The sequence below is a fragment of the Micromonospora aridisoli genome, from assembly GCF_056150025.1.
This window is the reverse complement of sequence record NZ_JAXCFK010000002.1, coordinates 620481-638002: the sequence shown is the minus strand read 5'-3', so window position 1 is coordinate 638002 and position 17522 is coordinate 620481. Positions and strand designations below refer to the sequence as shown.

Annotated in this window: 15 protein-coding genes and 1 pseudogene; 3 read left to right on the top strand and 13 right to left on the bottom strand. The window is 71.7% G+C overall.

The window, feature by feature from the left end; translation table 11 throughout:
- Positions 1-2: 2 nt before the first annotated feature.
- Positions 3-656 (bottom strand): dienelactone hydrolase family protein, encoded by a 654-nt coding sequence (locus SM447_RS06475; RefSeq protein WP_474571782.1) that lies wholly within the window; start codon positions 654-656, stop codon positions 3-5.
- 155 nt (positions 657-811) lie between these two features.
- Here SM447_RS06475 and SM447_RS06470 point away from each other — a divergent pair, with 155 nt between their 5' ends.
- Positions 812-991 carry a hypothetical protein gene (locus tag SM447_RS06470; protein ID WP_474571781.1) on the top strand — a complete coding sequence of 60 codons (180 nt, stop codon included), beginning with the start codon at positions 812-814 and terminating at the stop codon, positions 989-991.
- Positions 992-998: 7 nt separating this feature from the next.
- On the opposite strand, the gene SM447_RS06465 is transcribed toward SM447_RS06470, so the two are convergent.
- The 6 genes from SM447_RS06465 to SM447_RS06440 all read right to left on the bottom strand — a co-directional run bounded on the left by SM447_RS06465 (position 999) and on the right by SM447_RS06440 (position 7392).
- Positions 999-3374 carry a glycoside hydrolase family 65 protein gene (locus SM447_RS06465; protein ID WP_474571780.1) on the bottom strand — a complete coding sequence of 792 codons (2376 nt, stop codon included), beginning with the start codon at positions 3372-3374 and terminating at the stop codon, positions 999-1001.
- A complete protein-coding gene (locus SM447_RS06460; protein ID WP_474571779.1) occupies positions 3371-4123 on the bottom strand; it encodes an HAD family hydrolase in 753 nt (250 codons plus the stop codon). Before SM447_RS06460 ends, SM447_RS06465 begins: the two co-directional genes overlap by 4 nt.
- Positions 4124-4304: 181 nt before the next feature.
- A complete protein-coding gene (locus SM447_RS06455) occupies positions 4305-4889 on the bottom strand; it encodes a hypothetical protein (protein WP_474571778.1) in 585 nt (194 codons plus the stop codon).
- Positions 4890-5699: 810 nt separating this feature from the next.
- Positions 5700-6164: a DUF4442 domain-containing protein gene (locus SM447_RS06450; RefSeq protein WP_474571777.1), complete on the bottom strand. Its 465-nt coding sequence runs from the start codon at positions 6162-6164 to the stop codon at positions 5700-5702.
- 248 nt (positions 6165-6412) lie between these two features.
- Positions 6413-6601, bottom strand: coding sequence for a DUF397 domain-containing protein (locus tag SM447_RS06445; protein WP_474571776.1), 189 nt, complete (start codon positions 6599-6601; stop codon positions 6413-6415).
- Positions 6592-7392 (bottom strand): helix-turn-helix domain-containing protein, encoded by an 801-nt coding sequence (locus SM447_RS06440; RefSeq protein WP_474571775.1) that lies wholly within the window; start codon positions 7390-7392, stop codon positions 6592-6594. The genes SM447_RS06445 and SM447_RS06440 overlap by 10 nt, the downstream gene beginning before the upstream one ends.
- Before the next feature lie 308 nt (positions 7393-7700).
- On the opposite strand from SM447_RS06440, the gene SM447_RS06435 reads away from it, so the two are divergent.
- Entirely contained in the window at positions 7701-8048 is a 348-nt protein-coding gene (locus SM447_RS06435) for a hypothetical protein (protein WP_474571906.1), read from the top strand.
- Positions 8049-8100: 52 nt separating this feature from the next.
- On the opposite strand, the gene SM447_RS06430 is transcribed toward SM447_RS06435, so the two are convergent.
- From SM447_RS06430 to SM447_RS06405, 6 genes and pseudogenes are all read right to left on the bottom strand, one after another.
- Positions 8101-9402, bottom strand: a complete 1302-nt coding sequence (locus SM447_RS06430) for an ABC transporter ATP-binding protein (protein ID WP_474571774.1) — start codon at positions 9400-9402, stop codon at positions 8101-8103.
- Between the two features lie 143 nt (positions 9403-9545).
- On the bottom strand, positions 9546-11735 hold the full coding sequence (locus SM447_RS06425; protein ID WP_474571773.1) for a bifunctional glycosyltransferase/CDP-glycerol:glycerophosphate glycerophosphotransferase: 2190 nt from the start codon (positions 11733-11735) through the stop codon (positions 9546-9548).
- A 14-nt stretch (positions 11736-11749) separates the two neighbouring features.
- Positions 11750-13825, bottom strand: coding sequence for a DUF5941 domain-containing protein (locus tag SM447_RS06420; protein WP_474571772.1), 2076 nt, complete (start codon positions 13823-13825; stop codon positions 11750-11752).
- Positions 13822-14427: pseudogene (locus SM447_RS06415) on the bottom strand (ABC transporter ATP-binding protein); the annotation flags it as partial. The pseudogene SM447_RS06415 and the gene SM447_RS06420, both read right to left, overlap by 4 nt.
- Before the next feature lie 140 nt (positions 14428-14567).
- Positions 14568-15395, bottom strand: a complete 828-nt coding sequence (locus SM447_RS06410; protein ID WP_474571771.1) for an ABC transporter permease — start codon at positions 15393-15395, stop codon at positions 14568-14570.
- Between the two features lie 91 nt (positions 15396-15486).
- The gene (locus SM447_RS06405) at positions 15487-16920 is read right to left on the bottom strand and encodes an L-serine ammonia-lyase (RefSeq protein ID WP_474571770.1); all 1434 of its coding nucleotides are present in this window, start codon (positions 16918-16920) and stop codon (positions 15487-15489) included.
- Between the two features lie 357 nt (positions 16921-17277).
- Here SM447_RS06405 and SM447_RS06400 point away from each other — a divergent pair, with 357 nt between their 5' ends.
- Complete coding sequence (locus tag SM447_RS06400; RefSeq protein WP_474571769.1) at positions 17278-17484, top strand: PspC domain-containing protein; 207 nt, start codon at positions 17278-17280, stop codon at positions 17482-17484.
- The last annotated feature ends 38 nt before the right edge of the window (positions 17485-17522 follow it).

Sequence of the window (17522 nt, the reverse complement as noted above, 5' to 3'; positions counted from 1 at the left end):
GTTCATCCCCGCAGTTCGTGGCGGAACCAGTCGGCCGCCGCCTCGGCGACCTGTTCCAGGGTGCCCGGCTCCTCGAAAAGGTGCGTGGCGCCGGGAACCACCCGCAGTTCGGCTCGCGCCGTCAGCTGGTCGAGCGCCTGCTCGTTGAGGGCGATGACCTGCTCGTCGAGACCACCCACCAGGAGCAGGGTGGCGGCGCGTACCTGGCTGAGGGCGGAACCGGCCAGGTCCGGACGGCCGCCCCGGGACACGACGGCGCGCACCAGATCCGGCCGTTGCGCGGCGGCGACCAGCGCGGCGGCGGCTCCGGTGCTCGCGCCGAAGAGGCCGATCGGGTTCGCCCCGAAGGGCCGCTCGGCGGCCAGCCAGTCCACGATCCCGGCGAGCCGGTCGGCGAGCAGCCCGATGTCGAAACGCAGCTCCGCGGTGACCGCGTCCACCTGGTCCTCGGCCTCGGTGAGCAGGTCCACCAGGACGGTGCCGAGCCCAACGCCGTTGAGGTGTCGAGCCACCGCGACGTTGCGCGGGCTGTGTCGGGAACTGCCACTGCCGTGGGCGAACAGCACCGCTCCCACCGGCTCCGCCGGCACCAGCAGGTCGGCCGGGAGCAGCGCTTCACCCGCCGGAATCGTCGCCGCTTCGCCGCGTACGTCCATCTCGCCCTCCAGTGGCTGTCCCAGGCCGCATACCCGGCCGGCTCGCCGGCACGCCGCTCCGGTGCAGGGTTTGCGCCGGGGTGCGCCGGGTAGCCGACGGGCGACCGCAGCCGGACCGGCGTCACCGGCGCCGCCGACAGATCGCGAGGACCGTCATGGCGCATCACCAGCGTGAGCCCGTGCAGTCCGCCGCCGAACGTGAGCGGCGGGAACAGGACGACCGGGGCGGACGGGACTGGGCGGACGACGCGGCCCAGGCGCGTTCGGCCGACGATCCTCGGGCGAGGACGCCCCACGACGCCACCGGTCGCCCCTCCCAGGGCGAGCCCATCTGAGCGCGGCTCAGGCCGGGTTCTCGGGCAGCCGGAGCAGGGGCGCACGGCCGGGTGCCTGCTCCGGCACCGGCAGATCGGTGCGCGGCGGCGGATTCGGTACCGTCACCGGCTCGTCGCAGGTGACGCGTACCGGCTCGCCGTGGTGGCGCAGTTCGATGACCGCGTCCGGGGCGGCGTGGTGCAGGGCGTACGTCGTCTCGTGGCCGCGAACGTCGACCCGCAGCCGCATGCCGCACCACTGGAGCGAGAACGCCAGACCGTTGAGCCGGCTGGACAGGCGCGGCGCGAACGACAGGATCCCGTCATGGTCCCGCAGGCCACCGAACCCGGCGACCAGTGCGATCCAGGCACCCGCGAGCGAGGCCATGTGCACGCCGTCGCGGGTGTTCTCGTTCAGGTCGTGCAGGTCCATCAACGCGGCCTCGCGCAGGTAACTGTGCGCCAGGTCGGTGTACCCGACCTCCGCCGCCAGCACCGCCTGCGTGCAGGCCGACAGTGAGGAGTCGCGGACCGTGCGCCGCTCGTAGTAGAGGAAGTTGCGCAGCTTCTCCTCGTCGGTGAAGGCGTCGCCCCGCCAGTGCATGGCCAACTCCAGGTCGGCCTGCTTGATCACCTGCTTGCGGTACAGGTCGAAGTACGGGTAGTGCAGCAGCAACGGGTACTTGTCCGGCGGGGTGCCCTCGAAGTCCCACTCCTGCAACCGGGTGAATCCCTCCACCTGCTGATGCACGTCGAGTTCCTCGTCGTACGGGATGTGCATGGCCGCGGCCGCGTCCCGCCACGCGGCGGCCTCCTCGTCGGTGACCCGGAGGTGGAACGCTTCGTCGCGGTACCGCATCGCCACCTCGGCGGCGGTCCGCAGGTTCCGCTGCGCCATCAGGTTGGTGTAGATGTTGTCGTTCTTGACGGCGGTGTATTCGTCGGGGCCGGTGACCCCGTCGATGTGGTAGGCGCCCTCGCGGTCGTGGTGTCCGAGCGAGCGCCACAGCCGCGCGGTCTCCACCAGCAACTCCAGCCCGATCTCCCGCTCCAGTTGCCGGTCCCCGGTGACCAGCACGTAGCGGCGCAACGCGTCGGCGATGCCGGCCGCGATGTGGAACGCGGCGGTGCCCGCCGGCCAGTACCCCGACGACTCCGGACCCTCGATGGTGCGCCACGGAAAGGCGGCACCGGCCAGGTTGAGCGTGCGCGCCCGTTCCCGGGCCTGCTCCAACGTGGAGTGGCGCCAGTACAGCGCGTCCCGCACCGCGGCCGGATGGGTGTACGTCAGCACCGGCAGGACGAACATCTCGGTGTCCCAGAAGGCGTGCCCGTCGTACCCGGGGCCGGAGAGCCCCTTGGCCGAGATCGGTCGACGTTCCGCCCGCGCACCCGCCTGTAGGACGTGGAACAGACCGAACCGGACCGCCTGCTGCACCTCCGGGTCACCGTCGACGACGACGTCGGCGGCGTCCCAGAACTCGTCGAGGTACTCCCGCTGCTCGCGGACCAGCCCGTCCCAGCCGTCCAGCTTCGCCGCGGCCAGCGCGGCTCCGACCTGGTCGCGGAGCGCCGGCAGGGAGCGCCGACTGGACCAGCCGTAGGTCAGGTACTTCACCACCTGGAGCGTCTGCCCGGGCGCCAGCACGCAGGCCACGGTGGTACGCACCCAGTCCTCGTAGCCCTCGGAGCCGACGACGGTCCGGGCGGGCGAGGTCACCTCGTGATCCATCGCGGCAGCGACCCGCAGCCCGGAGACCTTGGTCTGGTGGATCAGCAGCCCTCCGGCGGGGGTGGTCAGTTCCTCCTCCGCCTGCAACGGCGACTCCAGCACCGCGGCGACGCGCGGATCGCGGCTCTGCGGCGGCAGCGTCTCGTTGGCCACCAGCTCCGACTGGATGATCAGCCGCAGCGGCTTGCCGTCGGCCGCCTCGACCTCGTACCGGATCGCGGCCACCGACCGCTGCCGGAAGGAGACCAGTCGGGTGGTGTTCACCCGGACCTCGCGGCCGGCCGGCGAGCGCCAGTGCAGCGACCGGTGCAGGGTGCCCGCACGCATGTCGAGGATCCGCTCGTGGGCGAGCACCTCGCCGTAGCGCACGTCGAGCGGCTCGTCGTCGACCATCAGCCGGATGAGCTTGCCGTTGGTGACGTTGACGATGGTCTGACCGGACTCGGGAAAGCCGAACCCGGCTTCCGCGTACGGCAGGGGCCGCAGCTCGTAGAACGAGTTGAGGTAGGTGCCGGGCAGCCCGTGCGGCTCGCCCTCGTCCAGGTTGCCACGCAGGCCGACGTGCCCGTTGGAGAGCGCGAACACCGATTCGGACTGGGCCAGCACGTCCATGTCCAGCCGGGTCTCCCGGACGTGCCACGGCTCGACCGGGTACGCCCGCTCCCGGATCACTCGGGCCGTCCGGCGTCGAGCAGGTCCGCGAGGTCGTCGACCACCACGTCGGCGCCGTGTGCGCGTAGCTCGTCGGCCTGGCCGGCCCGGTCCACCCCGATCACGTACCCGAACCCGCCCGCCCGGCCGGCTTCGACGCCGGCCAGCGCGTCCTCGATGACAACCGCCTGCTCCGGCGCCACACCGAGCAGCTTCGCCCCGGCGAGGAAGGTGTCCGGGTGCGGCTTGCCGCGCAGTCCCTCGGCCCGCGCGGTCAGCCCGTCGACCCGTTCCTCCAGCATCGGCTCCAGGCCGGCGGCGGCGATCACCTCGCGACCGTTGGCGCTGGCCGTGACGACCGCCCGTCGCAGCCCCGCCGCGACCACCGCCTTGAGGTACGCGACCGATCCGGGGTAGACGTCCACCCCGATGGTGCGGATACGTTCCAGCACCAGGGTGTTCTTCTGGTTGCCGAGGCCGTGCACGGTCTGCGCACCCGGCGGATCCTCCGGCGACCCCTCCGGCAGGCTGATGTTGCGCGAGGCGAGGAAGGTGCGTACCCCGTCCAGACGGGGGCGACCATCGACGTACCGGTGATAGTCCGGCCCCGGATCGAACGGCCGGTAGGGCTCACCCGTGGTGTCCGACCGTCGGCGCAGGTAGTCGTCGAACGTCTCGGTCCAGGCGGCGTTGTGCAGCCGGGCGGTCTGCGTGAGCACACCGTCGAGGTCGAACAGAACAGCGGTCACATGATCAGGCAGGCCGAGCATCGTATCAATCTATCCGCAGGCACGTGCCGGCAAACGCACTTCCGTGGATACCGGCGCGGCCGGCAGCGACGCCACGGGTTCGGGTGCGGCCGGCAGCGGCGGGCTCCGGGCACAGCTGGCAGCGGCGCGACGGGAGCCGGGCGCGGTCAGCCGGCCGTGCCCGTCGAGCCGCCCAGCGTCCTCAGAGTCCAGCCGCCGCGTCGTACCGGCGGCGCAGGTCGGCCATCTCGGTCGCGCCCAGCGCCTCCTTCTCCGCCAGTTCCGCGTACTTGGGCGGGAACATCTGTCGCAGCCGGTCGATGAAGATGGTGTCCTCGGTCGCCTCGACCACCTGGATGCCCACCGGTTCGGTGGACATGTCCACGATCACCGGACCGGCCAGCTTGACCGCCCAGTCCCAGGTACGCCCCTGCTCGGCGACCCCGCAGAGGTGGAAGCCGTAGACCGTCTGCACGTCGGCGAGCACGGCGGCCTCGGCCGGCTCGTAGCCGTAGACGTGGACCCCGCAGATCACCGCGGGCTTGGTCTCCTCACCGTTGGCCACCTGCTGGACCTCGTGCCCGGCGTGGTTGTGCTGCTCCGGGTCGGCCTGCTCCAACGTGGTACGCATCCGGTTCACGATCTGCCCGTGCAGATCCGGCGGCTCGGACTCGGAGCCGACCGCGTTGACCAGTACGACAGCGCCGGCCGACACCGTCAGCAGGATCGCCGCCGCCCATACGTAGCGGTGCCGGAGCCACCCCGCGAAACTCTCCCGGGAAATCATGATCGCTTCTCACCTCGTCGCCGGTTCTGTGCGCTGTGGACCGCTGGGACGCCTCCGGTGCGTGCCAGCCGTCGAACGCGTCGACCGTCGCGAGGACACGTACCAGGTACGTGCGGCGGGACACCTGCCCGGATGTGCCCGTCGGGATGGAACTGGCCCGGCGAAGTGGCGCGCAGGCGTCCGCCAGAGCGGTGCGCTGCGGGCACTGCATTACTCCCGTACTGACCGTTCTCAGCGCGTTTGCCCCCGCGCTGCGGCGATATGAGCCATTCCAGCACGCCCGACCCCAACCCGGCAACATCGACGACCCTCAGCGGCGGCGGAAGGCAGAACGCGAGCCGGCCAGCGAGCGCACGCCGTCAAACGGGTCGACGTCGCTCCCCAGGCCACCACCTGCCGGGCCCGGGCCGGCCGGGCTGGCCGGGCTGGGCGGCCGGGCTGGGCTGGGCGGCCGGGCTGGCCGGGCTGGGCGGGGCTGGGCGGCCGGGCTGGCGGGGCTGGGCGGCCGGGCTGGGCTGGCTGGCTGGGCTGGGCGGCCGGGCTGGGCTGGCTGGCTGGGCTGGGCGGCTGGGCTGGGCTGGGCTCGATATGCCGCAGGTAGGGCCGACACCGGCGCGGCACGCCCCGAGATCCCCACCGGGGCAACACCGACGGGGAAGGCCCAGGATGCCGCAAGTCGCACCAACACCGGCACGGGATGGCCCAGGATGCCGCAAGTCGGGGCGGCATCGAGGCGCGAGGGCCCGAGATGCCGCATATCGCGGCGCCGTGTCCCAGACGGGCTGCCGGGGGTCGGGACAGGCGCGCGGGTCAGTGGGGGCGCAGGGTCCAGGTGACGGTCATCTCGCCGGTGGGCTTGCCCTCCTCGGTGGCGATCTCCACGCGTACCGGGAATTCGGGTCGCTCGCCGGCCTCCAGCTCCGCGACCACCTCGGCCGGCGGGCGGCCGAGCCGCGCCGTGGCCCGCACCGGTCCCATGGCGAGCTTGCGGTACGCGATCTCCGCCCGCACCGCCAGCGGCGTCGCCCGGTCGAGCAGGTGACCGAACGCGGCGAGCACCACCGCACCGGAGGCCGTCTCGCCGAGGGTGAACATGGCCCCGGCGTGCGGGCCGCCGACGTGGTTGTGGGTGGCCGGCGAGTCGGGCAGTCGGACCACCGCCCGGACCGAGCCCTGCGCCTCCGGGGCCACCTCGACAAATTCGAAACCGAGCGTACGGGCGAAGGGCACCGCCTCAAGCATGCCGGCCGCCACCTGGCGCGAGTCGATGGTCATACCCAGACGCTACCCGCCAGTAACTTGACCGGCAAGGACCGCTCCGTGGCAGTGCCGGTAGCCGACACGCCGACACCGGGGCAGCTGGACTGCCACAGATCGGGTCAGTGCCGCCTCGCGAACCCGGATCAGCGTCGCCTCGCGAACCCGGATCAGCGTCGCCTCGCGAACCCGGATCAGCGTCGCCTCGCGAACCCGGATCAGCGTCGCCTCGCGAACCCGGGTCAGTGCCCTCTCGCGGACCGGGGTCAGTGCCGTCTGGTGAATTCGACGAAGGCGCGCCAGGTGTCGGGGGTGAAGGTGAGCACCGGGCCCTGCCGGTCCTTGCTGTCGCGCACGCCCACCACCCGCGGCAGGTTGTCGGCAACCTCCACGCAGTTGCCCTGGTTGCCGCTGCTGCGGCTGCTCTTGCGCCAGATCGCGCCGGTCAGGTCCATGATTCCGCCGCCTCCGAGATCATCTTGAGGGTGGCCCCGTGGGGCAGCGCCTCGGCCCGGACAGACTCCCAGTGCTGCCGCAGCGAGTTTACGTCCACAGTGCGCTCCACGATGGAGCCCTTCAACTGGTTGTCCAGGTAGGCGATGTCGTCGCCCTCCGGCGGTGTGGCGATCACGAAGGCGCCGTTGAGCCCGGGATAGGCACCGACACCCCTGGGCACCACGTGCAGGTGCACCCGGGTTCGGTTGCCCACCGTCACCAGGTGCCGCAACTGCTCCCGCATCACCTTCGGGCCACCGACCGGGCGCTCCAGCACCGTGTAGTCGAGCACCGCCACCAGCAGCGGCGGGTTCGGCCGGTCGAGCACCTTCTGCCGGTCGAGCCGGGCGGCCAGCGGCTGCTCGACCTGGTCGCCGACGAGGTGACTCGCCCCCTCGTAGAGCGCGCGGGCATACTCCTCGGTCTGGAGCAGGCCGGGCACCACCAGCGGCTCGAAGCTGCACAGCGCGGTCGCCTCCTGCTCGATCGTCACCCACTCCCGGAACCACGGCATCAGGCTCTCCTTGAGGATCGCCTCCCGGATCCGGCCCAGCAGCCCTTCGCCGCCCAGCGCCTCGTCGCAGCGCTGGGTGAACTCCTCCCGGGGCGCACGGCGACACTGCTCGACCGAGGCCACCAGCGACGCCGAGTAGTTGATCTGCTCACCGAGCGCCTCCTGAGAGAGGCCGGCCTTCGTCCGCAGTCGGCGCAACTCACCGGCGAACAGCTCCAGCATGGGCATCCGATCCATCTGCACACCTCTGCACGTCGGTGCCGGCCGCGTCGTACGGCCGGGCTGGTAGGGCGGGATCGCCTTCCAACGCTAGTGCTGTCCTCACCAGACTGTCACGTAACGGATACCCCGGGTTGCGGCAGATCGTGGGGTTCCGTACCCGGGGTCCGTCCGGCTTCCCCCGTCGAGACGGACCCCGGGGCCAGTCCACGCCCGCCCCGGCTTCCCGGCCGACGGCCCGGCACCGCCGCCTGCGAGGAGGTTGACATGCACAGTCCCAGGTCCCGGGGCGGCCCGACGTGACCGGCGTGCCATCGGGCCGGCCGGTGATCAGCCATCAGCTCCCTCAGCCCGGCGACGGACCGGCACCCGCGCGGCCCCGGGCGTACCCCCTGCATGAAACGCCGCACACGCCGGTGCGTCCGATGTGGTGCTGCCGGGCCTGCGGCCAGCCGTGGCCCTGCTCTCTGGCCCGGCTGCAGCTCAAGGTCGAGTACGGCCGCAACGAGATCGGCCTGTCGATCTACCTTGCCGGCCTGTTCTACGAGGCCACCCGCGACCTCTACCGCCTCAACCCCGACGACGCCCCCGCGCCCCGCGACCTCTTCACGCGCTTCGTCGCCTGGTCCCCCTACCGCCGGGCGATCAACGACCCGCCCGCTGGGTCTTGTTAATAAGGGGCCCTTCCTCTACCGGAGGCGTTAATAAGGGGCCCTTCCCTGCACCTCAGCGCCAGCCGACGTCGATGCGGTCGCCTCTGTCGTCGAAGAAGTGCAGGGCGTCCATGCGTACCTGGACCGCGAGCGGATGGCCGGCGGTGACGGCGGGGTACGGCGCGAGCCGGACCGCGAGTTCGGCCGGGCGGCGGTGGTGGCGGCCCGGGTCGTGCAGCACGCTGGTCCGGGTGCCGTTGGCCGGTGGTGTCGTCGGCTCGCTGGCCCGGCCCGTGATCCGCTGCATCACCTGGCCGAACCGGCGCAGGCCGCGTTGACCGAGCGGGGTTTCCGAGTCCGCCGGGGCGCCGATGTCGTCCACCATGATGGCGGTCGCGCCGATGTCGAGGAAGGCGAGCGACTCGTGGCCGTGGTGCTCCAGGTAGCGGATCCGACCCTGGAGCACGTCGCCGGGGGTGTCCGGCGCGACCGGGGTGAGCGCCTCCGCCCGCATGCCGACCACGATCCGCTCGCCGTGGTAGTGCGCCACGGCCCGACTGCGGATGTCGTCCCAGGGGAGGTAGAGCGCCTGCTCCCCGAGCGTGAGGGTGACGTACCGGTCGAGGTGGACGTAGACCGACGCCTCCAGCAGGTTCATCCGGGGACTGCCCAGGAACGCGGCCACGTAGAGGGTCGCCGGCCGGCCGTACACCTGGGTGGGCGTGCCCACGTCCTGGAGAACGCCCTTGCGCATGATGGCGACGCGGTCGGCCATGGTCAGCGCCTCGGCCTGGTCGTGTGTCACGTAGATGGTGGTGACACCCAGCTCCCGGGTCAGGCCGGAAATCTCCGCCCGCAGCTCCGCGCGCAGCCCGCTGTCCAGGTTGGACAGCGGCTCGTCCATCAGGAACAGACCCGGGCGGCGGACGATCGCCCGGCCCATCGCGACGCGCTGTCGCTGACCGCCGGAGAGCTGACTGGGACGCCGGGCCAGCACGTCACCGATGCCGAGCGCGCTGGCCACGTCGGTGACCCGCTCGCCGCGCGGGGTCGGCTCGACGCCGGCCAGCTTGAGCGGAAAAGCGATGTTGTCGTTGACGCTCATGTGCGGATAAAGAGCGAAATCCTGGAAGACCATCGCGATCCTCCGCTCTCGGGGCGGCAGGTCGTTTGCCAGTTCCCCGTTGAGCATGACCGCGCCGGAGGTTGGATCCTCCAGACCCGCGACCATCCGCAGGACCGTCGATTTGCCACAGCCGGACGGCCCCAGCAACACCATGAACTCGCCGTCGTTCACGTCAAGATTGATGCTGTCGACCGCGACCGTGCCGTCGCGGAAGACCTTCGTGACGTCCTTGAGCGCGACGGTGGTCACCGTCCCCTCCCCCAGCTTGTCGGAACCCCGAATGACTGTGACCAGGATCATGCGGGCGGCACATCGGGTAAACGTGCCATGTTTAAATCGTGACAGACCTATTACGTTCCATCGAGTAGCGGCGATTGCGCGGAACTTCCAGATCATCCGGAGGTTTCGCCGAGGAACACCCGGCGCACCACCCGCTCGGCGGCGTGCCCGTCCTCCAGAGCGCAGAACCGATCCCGGAAACGCGCCCGGGCCCGCTCGGCGGCGGGTGCGCGCCACGCGTCGGAGCGGAACACGTCGAGCAGTTCGGTGAAGTTCCGAGCCACCGGGCCGGGCGGCTCGGCGACGATGTCCAGGTAGACACCCCGGGTCAGTCGATAGGTGTCCCAGTCCGGCGCGTAGATGACGATCGGCCGGTCCAGGACGGCGTAGTCGAACATGGCCGACGAGTAGTCGGTGACCAGCACGTCGGCGGCGAGGTACAGATCCTCGACCCGGGGGTGGGCGCTCACGTCCAGGAGCCGACAGCGGGCGTCCGACGGCGGCAGCCGCCGCTCCCGGTCGTGGAAGTAGTGGCTGCGCATCAGCAGCAGCCCGGCCGGGCCGAGCGCGGCCAGCAGACGCTCCGGATCGAACGGCGGCCGGTACCGGGGCAGATGCTCCCGGTGCGTCGGCGCGTACAGCACCACCTGCTCGCCGAGGCCGGCGTCGAACTCCGCACGCAGCCGCAGCACGTCCTCGGGGGTGGAGGTGACCAGCCGGTCGTTGCGCGGATATCCCACCTCCAAGGTGGTGTACCCGGCCGGATAGGCGCGTTCCCACATCTGGGTGGAGAAGCTGTTCGAGGTGACGCTGAAGTCCCACCGGTCCACCCGGCGCAGCAGCCCGGCGAAGTCCATGCCGGCCGCGCCCAGGGGATAGCGCTGCTGGTCCAGCCCCATCACCTTGACCGGGGTGCCGTGGTGGGTCTGCACGTGCACCGTGCCCGGCCGCTTGCGCACCGAGTCCGGGAAGTTGACGTTGTTGATCAGCCACCGGGCCCGGGCCAGCACCCGGTGGTACGCGGCCGTACCCGCGACGACGTACTCCACCCCCTCGGGCAGGGTGTGCACCCGGTCCCGCCGGACGATCCACACGCCCCGGATCTGCGGCGCCAACCGCCGGGCCGCCTCGTAGATGGCGGCGGGATTGCAGCTGTAGCCGCGGTACCAGTACGCGGCGTAGACGGCCAGGTTCTCCTCCACCGGCCGGCGCCGCTCAGCCCGCTGGTACTGGCGCAGCGCGACGTCACGCGCCAGCCGCACGCCGCGCCGAGCCCGGGGCAGCACCCGTCGGCGGGTCCCGGCGGCGACCCGGCGGACGGTCTCCCCCGCCCGGCTCGCGGTCCGCAACGCGCTGAACGTACGCCAGCTACCGCCGGCCACCAGCCGGTGTTTGAGCCCCTCCACCCCGCCGGGCACCCGGTGCCCGGCGGGCGGCCGGAACCGGGCGTGCTCGATGGCGACCCGGGCGAAGAAGGTCGGCCGCAGCTCGGGCCCGATCCGGTCGCCGTTGCCGAGCACCACCAGGTAGTGCCACATCATCCGTTCGAAGATGACCGGTCGCAGGTCCTCGGCCCCGAGGCGGTCCAGCTCTCGGAACACCCGGTGCCACTGCTCGAACACCTCGAAGTGGCGCTCGCCCCGGGTCCTCGTGATCGCCCCCGCCCGCCGCTGCCGGTAGTGCACGCAGACCGCGTCCAGCACCCCGATCCGGTCGGCGGCCAGCAGCACCGGATAGCTGAAGGAGACGTCCTCGTACCAGCCGGGCGCGAAGCGCAGCCCCACGTCGGCGAGGAACTGCCGACGGACCAGCCGGTTCCACGCGGTGTGCAGCAGTTTCACCGTCTCCGGCCGCTCGGCCAGCCGGAACGTGACCGGCCCGGGCGGAACGGGAAAGACCTCGGCCATCGCGCTGCGGGTCACCGTGTCGTCCCAGTGCGCGCGTACGTGGTCGACGAGCAGCACGTCCGGCCGGGTCTCCCGCAGCCGGGCGGCCACCTCGACCAGGCAGTCCGCCGTGAGCCAGTCGTCACCGTCGACGAACCAGACGTACTCGCCGACGGCCCGGTCCAGTCCGACGTTGCGGGCCGGGCCGAGCCCGACGTTGCGGTCCAGCCGCACGGCCGTCACCCGGTCGTCGCGCTCGGCGTACTCGTCGAGGATGTCGCCGCTGCCGTCGGGCGAGCAATCGTCGACCCCGATGACCTCGATGTCGGCGACCGGTTGGGCGAGGATCGAGTCAAGGCATTCCCGCAGGTAGCCCTGGACCCGGAAGGCCGGTACGACGAAGCTGATCAGCGTCATCGTCCCGGCCCCCGTCAGATCGTCGCGCGACCTCCCGCGCCCGCCGGTACCCGCGTGGCCCGGCTCGGCTGGACGAACCAGGCCAGCACCACGCTTCCCACGAAGAGCACCAGAAGGTAGAAACCGAGTGTAGCCAGACCAATACTCACGATTCCGGCGATCGCCGCCAATGCCAGTACCGCCGAGCGGCCCTCCCAGCCGAGGGTGGCCGCGTGCAGCGGCGGCGCCGGTTGCCGTTTCTCCAGCCTGGCGACCAGATCGTAGTGATGCAGGGTGAGTACGAAGAGGTACCCGAAGATCAGCCAGAGTGGTGCCCCGCCGATCAGCCCGACCGCGATGGCGAGCAGGAACTCGGCCGCCCGCAGCGCGGCCGGCACCAGCCAGTCCAGCGGCCCGTTGTGCGCCGCCCGAGCCCCCGCCGCCCCGACCAGCAGCACCAGCACCGCCACCGGTACCGCGATCCAGCGCAGCCACGACGGGGTGGCGCTCCCGCTGCCCGTACCGGCCATCGCGGCCACCAGCACCAGCACCGCCGCGCCGAGCGCCGCGACCACCGCGAGCACCAGCGGCCCCGGACGACGCAGCACCGGCAGCCGGACGGCCAGCGGGCCGTCGTCGCGGTGCAGGGTCGCGTCGAGGGTGTCCAGCACCGGTACCCACATCCAGCGCGCCCGCAGCGTACGCAGCGCACCGGTGTACGCGAACGCCAGCACACCCCAGGTCAGCACGGCCAGCAGCGCGATCCGCTGGTCGAAGAGCGCCACCGCCAGCGAGATCAACGCCCACCGTTCCCCGATCGGGAAGACCACGGTGCGCTTGAGCCAGTACGACACCGAGCCGGTGTCCGCCTGCACCCGGGCCGACGCCGCGTTCAGCCGGTCCCCGATGCCGCCACCGGTCCCGGTGTGCTTCGGCCGTCGGGCCGCCTCGTCGTGCAGGACGCCGTACCAGGCGTCGGTCATGTGGCGCACGGTCTGCAACGTCATCGCGGCGATCGCCAGGGCCCAGCCGTACCGGAACCCGGCCTGGGTCGCGCCGAAGCCGAGGCCGGCGTAGACCAGGTATTCCTTGGCCCGGTCGGCCATGGTGTCCAGCCAACCGCCCCAGGCGCTGAAGTTGCGGGTGTAGCGGGCCAGTTGACCGTCCACGCAGTCCAGCACGAAGCCGAGGTAGAGCAGCACCGCGCCGGCGACCAGCAGCGGTCGGCCACCGGCGGCGAACATCGCCGCCGCGGCGACCGCGAAGGCCACCGACAGCATGGTCACCGCCGTCGGGCTCAGCCCCGACCGGGCGCAGGCCTTGGTGACGTACGGCGACCAGGTGCTGACGAAGTAGGTGGTGAAGAAGTCGTCCTTCTCCTTCACCGACAGTCGCAGCTCGGCCCGGTCCTCGTCGACGACGGCCACCGCCGCCTCCGCCCGGTCCAGCCCGGCGGCGTCGTCGACCCGGTGCGCGACGAGCAGGCGTACCCGGTGCGCGAAGACCAGCGTGCCCTGGGCCGACAGCGCGGCGAACACCCGGTCCACGACCGGTACCGCCACCTCGGCGCGGGCGGTCAACCGGTCCGGCTCGACGCCGTCCACCCGGCCCGCGTCGGGCACCTCCAGATCGGTCGCCGGTCCGCCCGCGACGGCCGGCAGCCGACCGGCGGCCACCGCCCGGGCGGCGGCCACCAGCGCCGGTACGTCGTCCCGGCCGACCCGCACCGCACCACCGAAGATGCCGGTCGCCTCCGCGCCCAGCCGTTCGGCGCGGTCCGCGTCGACCACCTGGCCACGTTCCTCGCGTACCGCCGTCCGGCCGCCGCCAGGCGGGTCGGTCAGCACCAGCGCCACGGTCGGCCCGACCGGGCTGGTCACCAGATGCCGCAGTACGGCGGTGTGCGCCACCAGGTCGACCCCGCTCACCACCACGGGGCCCTCGGCCGCGCCGGCCAGGTCGGCCAGTTCGTCCAGGTCGGCGGCGACCCGTACCTCCGCCACGCCGGCCCGCCGCCACTGGGCGGCCAGCCGCTCGCCCACCGTCTCGCCGGTGCCCGTCGGCAGGCTCCCGGCCGGTGAGCCGGCGGCGAGCACGATCGCGAGGGTCACCGGGGCACCGCGTCGTGGTACGCGGCCAGCGCCTCGGCGATCGTGCCGTCGACGCTCAGCCGGCCGGCGTCGAGGAAGAGTCCTCGACGGCAGAACCGGGTCAGGTCCTTTTCGTTGTGTGACACCAGCACCAGAGTGCGCCCCTCCCCGAGCAGACGATCGATGGTCGTGTAGCACTTCGCCCGGAACTCGGCGTCCCCGACCGCCGTCACCTCGTCCATCAGCAGGATCGGGTGCGGCAGGTGAGAGATGATCGCGAAGCCGAGCCGGACCTTCATGCCGGACGAGTAATGCCGCACCGAGGTGTCGATGGCCCGTTCCACCTGCTCACCGGCGAACGAGACGATCTCGTCGAAGTGCCGCTTCAGGTAGGCCGTCGACAGCCCGTGCAGGCCACCCACCAGGTACAGGTTCTCCCGTCCGGTCAGGTCGTTCGAGAAGCCGGCGGAGAGTTCCAGCAGCGGCGCGACATCACCGGAGACCCGGATCCGACCCTCGTCGGGGATCAGCACCCCGGCGATCAGCCGCAGCAGGGTGCTCTTGCCGGTGCCGTTACGGCCGATCACCCCGACGGTCTCCCCCGGCGCGACCGAGAAGGAGACGTCGCGCAGCGGCCAGAACCGACCGTCCGAGGCACCTCGCGTACCCCGGTGGATGAACAGTTCCCGCAGCCGCAACTGCCGGCGGCGGTTGCGGACGAACCGGATGCCGAGGCCCTCCGCCTCGATGATCGCCTCACCCATCAGAGTTCCTTGAGCACGGCGGGTTCGAGCCGGCGAAACGCCCACCAGCCGGCCACGAGCAGCAGCAGGCTGATGCCGACGGTGGTGGCGAGCATCCGGGCGCCCGGAAACTCGTCCGGGTACCACACCGCGTGATGCAGTTGGAAGATGCCGACCAGCGGGTTGAGTTCGTAGCCCAGCCTGAGCCAGCCCGGCAGGCCGGAGTCGCGGACCAGGCTCAGCGGGTAGATGATCGGCGTGGCGTAGAAGAGCACCCGGATGACCAGCCGCATGAACCGTTCCACGTCCCGCATCAGCACGTTGAACGCCGACAGCAGCAACGCCAGCCCGATCAGCAGGATCGCCTGCGCCAGCACCGCGAGCGGCAGGGCGAGCAGCGACCAGCCGGGTTCGATCTGACCGTCGGCCGCGTACCAGATCGCGATGGCGACGAGGATGGGCAGGCCGGCGGCGTACTCGGCGAAACGGCCGACGACCCGGCCGATCGGGAAGACCTGCCGGGGCACGTTCATCGTGGTGATCAGCCTGGCCTGGCCGGTGAGGGCGTGGGTGGCCTCGCTCAGCGCCGAACTGGTCCACATCCAGGCGAAGATCCCGGTGATCAGGAACAGCGGGTACGACCCGGCGGCCTCGCCGAGATACCGGTTCGTGTCGCGGGAGTAGAGCACGCCGAAGACGAACCAGTAGATCGCGCCCATGCCCAGCGGCTCGATCAACGACCAGAGGTAGCCCAGCACCGACTGCTGGTACTTGACCGCGAGATCGCGTCTGACCAGGATGCGCAGCGAATTGCGGTGCGACCACAAAGCTCCGACGCCAGAGGTCACCGCCGTCTCCCGCCTCGCCTCCGCCGCCCCACTGCCGGTCGCCTTGAACGGACGACAGGTTAGCAGCCGGTGAACGCCGCCCCACGAGCGCTCAGCACTCGATCACGTTGACGGCCAGGCCACCGCGCGCCGTCTCCTTGTACTTGACCTTCATATCGGCGCCGGTCTCCCGCATGGTCTTGATGACCTTGTCGAGCGAGACGGCGTGCACCCCGTCGCCGCGCAACGCCAGCCGGGCGGCGGTGATCGCCTTGATGCTAGCCACCGCGTTGCGTTCGATGCACGGGATCTGCACCAGGCCACCGACGGGGTCGCAGGTCAGGCCCAGGTTGTGCTCCATGCCGATCTCGGCGGCGTTCTCCACCTGGGCCGGTGTGCCACCCAACGCCTCGGCCAGCCCGGCGGCCGCCATCGAGCAGGCCGAGCCGACCTCGCCCTGGCAACCCACCTCCGCACCGGAGATCGACGCGTTCTCCTTGAACAGCACTCCGATGGCGCCGGCCGCCAGCAGGAACCGCACCACCCCGTCGTCGGAGGCGCCCGGCACGAACCGGGTGTAGTAGTGCAGCACCGCCGGGATGATCCCGGCCGCGCCGTTCGTCGGGGCGGTCACCACCCGACCGCCGGCCGCGTTCTCCTCGTTGACGGCCAGCGCGAACAGCGTCACCCAGTCCATCACGTGCAGCGGATCGCCGGCCGTGGCCGCGGCCGGCCCGGCGAGCGTGGTTGCGGCCGGGGCGTGGGTGCCGCCGGTCAGCCCGGCGGAGTCGGCCTCCAGGCTGCGACGCAGCTCGGCGGCGCGGCGGCGCACCTTCAGGCCACCCGGCAGGGTGCCGTCACGGGTACAGCCGCGCTCGACGCACTCGCGCATCACCCGCCAGATGTCGAGCAGCCCGGCCCGGACGTCCGCCTCGGCCCGCCAGGACAGCTCGTTGGCGAGCATCACCTCGCTGATGGAGAGCCCGGTCGTGGCGGTCACGTCGAGCAGTTGCACGCCGGTGAGGAACGGGTACCGGACCGGGGTGCTGTCCGGCTTGATCCGGTCCGCCCCGGCCGCCGCCTCGTCCACCACGAACCCGCCACCGACCGAGTAATAGGTACGCGTCCGCACCTCGCACCCGCTCGCGTCGTACGCCGAGAAGATCATCCCGTTCGGGTGGTACGGCAGCGACCGGCGACGGTGCAGCGTCAGGTCCCGCTCCGGGTCGAAGTCGATCTCGTGCGTGTCGAGCAGGAGCAGCCGGTGCTCCGTCCGGATGCGGTCCACCCGAGCCTCGACGCTGTCCGTGTCCACCGTCTCCGGGGCTTCACCGGCCAGGCCGAGCAGCACCGCGCGGTCGCTGCCGTGCCCGTGCCCGGTGGCGCCGAGGGAACCGAACAGCTCGGCCCGCACCCGGGCGGTACCGGTGAGCAGACCGTCGGCCTTGAGCCCGGCGACGAAGGTACGCGCCGCCCGCATCGGCCCCACGGTGTGCGAGCTCGACGGCCCGATGCCCACACTGAACAGGTCGAACACGCTGATCATGACTGCACTTCCTCGCCACCGCCGGTGTCACCGGACAGCTGCCGTTTATGGTCGGCTCCGCCGGAGCCGGCCGGTTCATGGCCGTTCCCGGGTGTGGCCCGGCCCTGGTCACGCCCGGGTGAGGGCGCCCGACCGGCGAGCCTACTCCCCCGACCACCCCCCGCCCTGGCGTTCGGGTCACCAACCGGTCGACACCCGTGCCGAACCGAGGTGGGAGGCGTCGTCGGGTGGCTGCGCGGGTATGCACCTACGGGTCGGCGCGGTGGCGTTCATCCCTGGGACCGAGGGCGGGACGGCCGCCCGTGCCTAGCGTTGATTCCAGGAGCGGCGGACCGCCGCAGAGGGGAAGTGACACCCATGAGTCGCAAACTCGTCCGGCCCCGGCAGGGGCGCATGTTCGCCGGGGTCTGCGCCGGGCTGGCGCAGCGGTTCGGCACCTCGGCCGGGCTCATCCGGCTGCTGTTCCTGCTGTCGCTGCTGCTGCCGGGCACCCAGGTGATCATCTACCTGGCGCTCTGGATCATCATGCCCAACGAGGACCGCTACCTCGTCGCCGGCCGCTGACCCGCTGCCCCGCCCGATTCCCGCCACGACGCCGCCCG

Bases quoted from the DNA above. Each gene is read 5' to 3' on its own strand.
- SM447_RS06445 (WP_474571776.1), bottom strand. From the start codon at position 6,601: ATGGACCTGACCGGCGCGATCTGGCGCAAGAGCAGCCGCAGCAGCGGC.
- SM447_RS06440 (WP_474571775.1), bottom strand. From the start codon at position 7,392: ATGGATCGGATGCCCATGCTGGAGCTGTTCGCCGGTGAGTTGCGCCGA.
- SM447_RS06400 (WP_474571769.1), top strand. From the start codon at position 17,278: ATGAGTCGCAAACTCGTCCGGCCCCGGCAGGGGCGCATGTTCGCCGGG.
- SM447_RS06460 (WP_474571779.1), bottom strand. From the start codon at position 4,123: ATGCTCGGCCTGCCTGATCATGTGACCGCTGTTCTGTTCGACCTCGAC.
- SM447_RS06455 (WP_474571778.1), bottom strand. From the start codon at position 4,889: ATGATTTCCCGGGAGAGTTTCGCGGGGTGGCTCCGGCACCGCTACGTA.
- SM447_RS06475 (WP_474571782.1), bottom strand. From the start codon at position 656: ATGGACGTACGCGGCGAAGCGGCGACGATTCCGGCGGGTGAAGCGCTG.
- SM447_RS06470 (WP_474571781.1), top strand. From the start codon at position 812: ATGGCGCATCACCAGCGTGAGCCCGTGCAGTCCGCCGCCGAACGTGAG.
- SM447_RS06450 (WP_474571777.1), bottom strand. From the start codon at position 6,164: ATGACCATCGACTCGCGCCAGGTGGCGGCCGGCATGCTTGAGGCGGTG.
- SM447_RS06425 (WP_474571773.1), bottom strand. From the start codon at position 11,735: ATGACGCTGATCAGCTTCGTCGTACCGGCCTTCCGGGTCCAGGGCTAC.
- SM447_RS06405 (WP_474571770.1), bottom strand. From the start codon at position 16,920: ATGATCAGCGTGTTCGACCTGTTCAGTGTGGGCATCGGGCCGTCGAGC.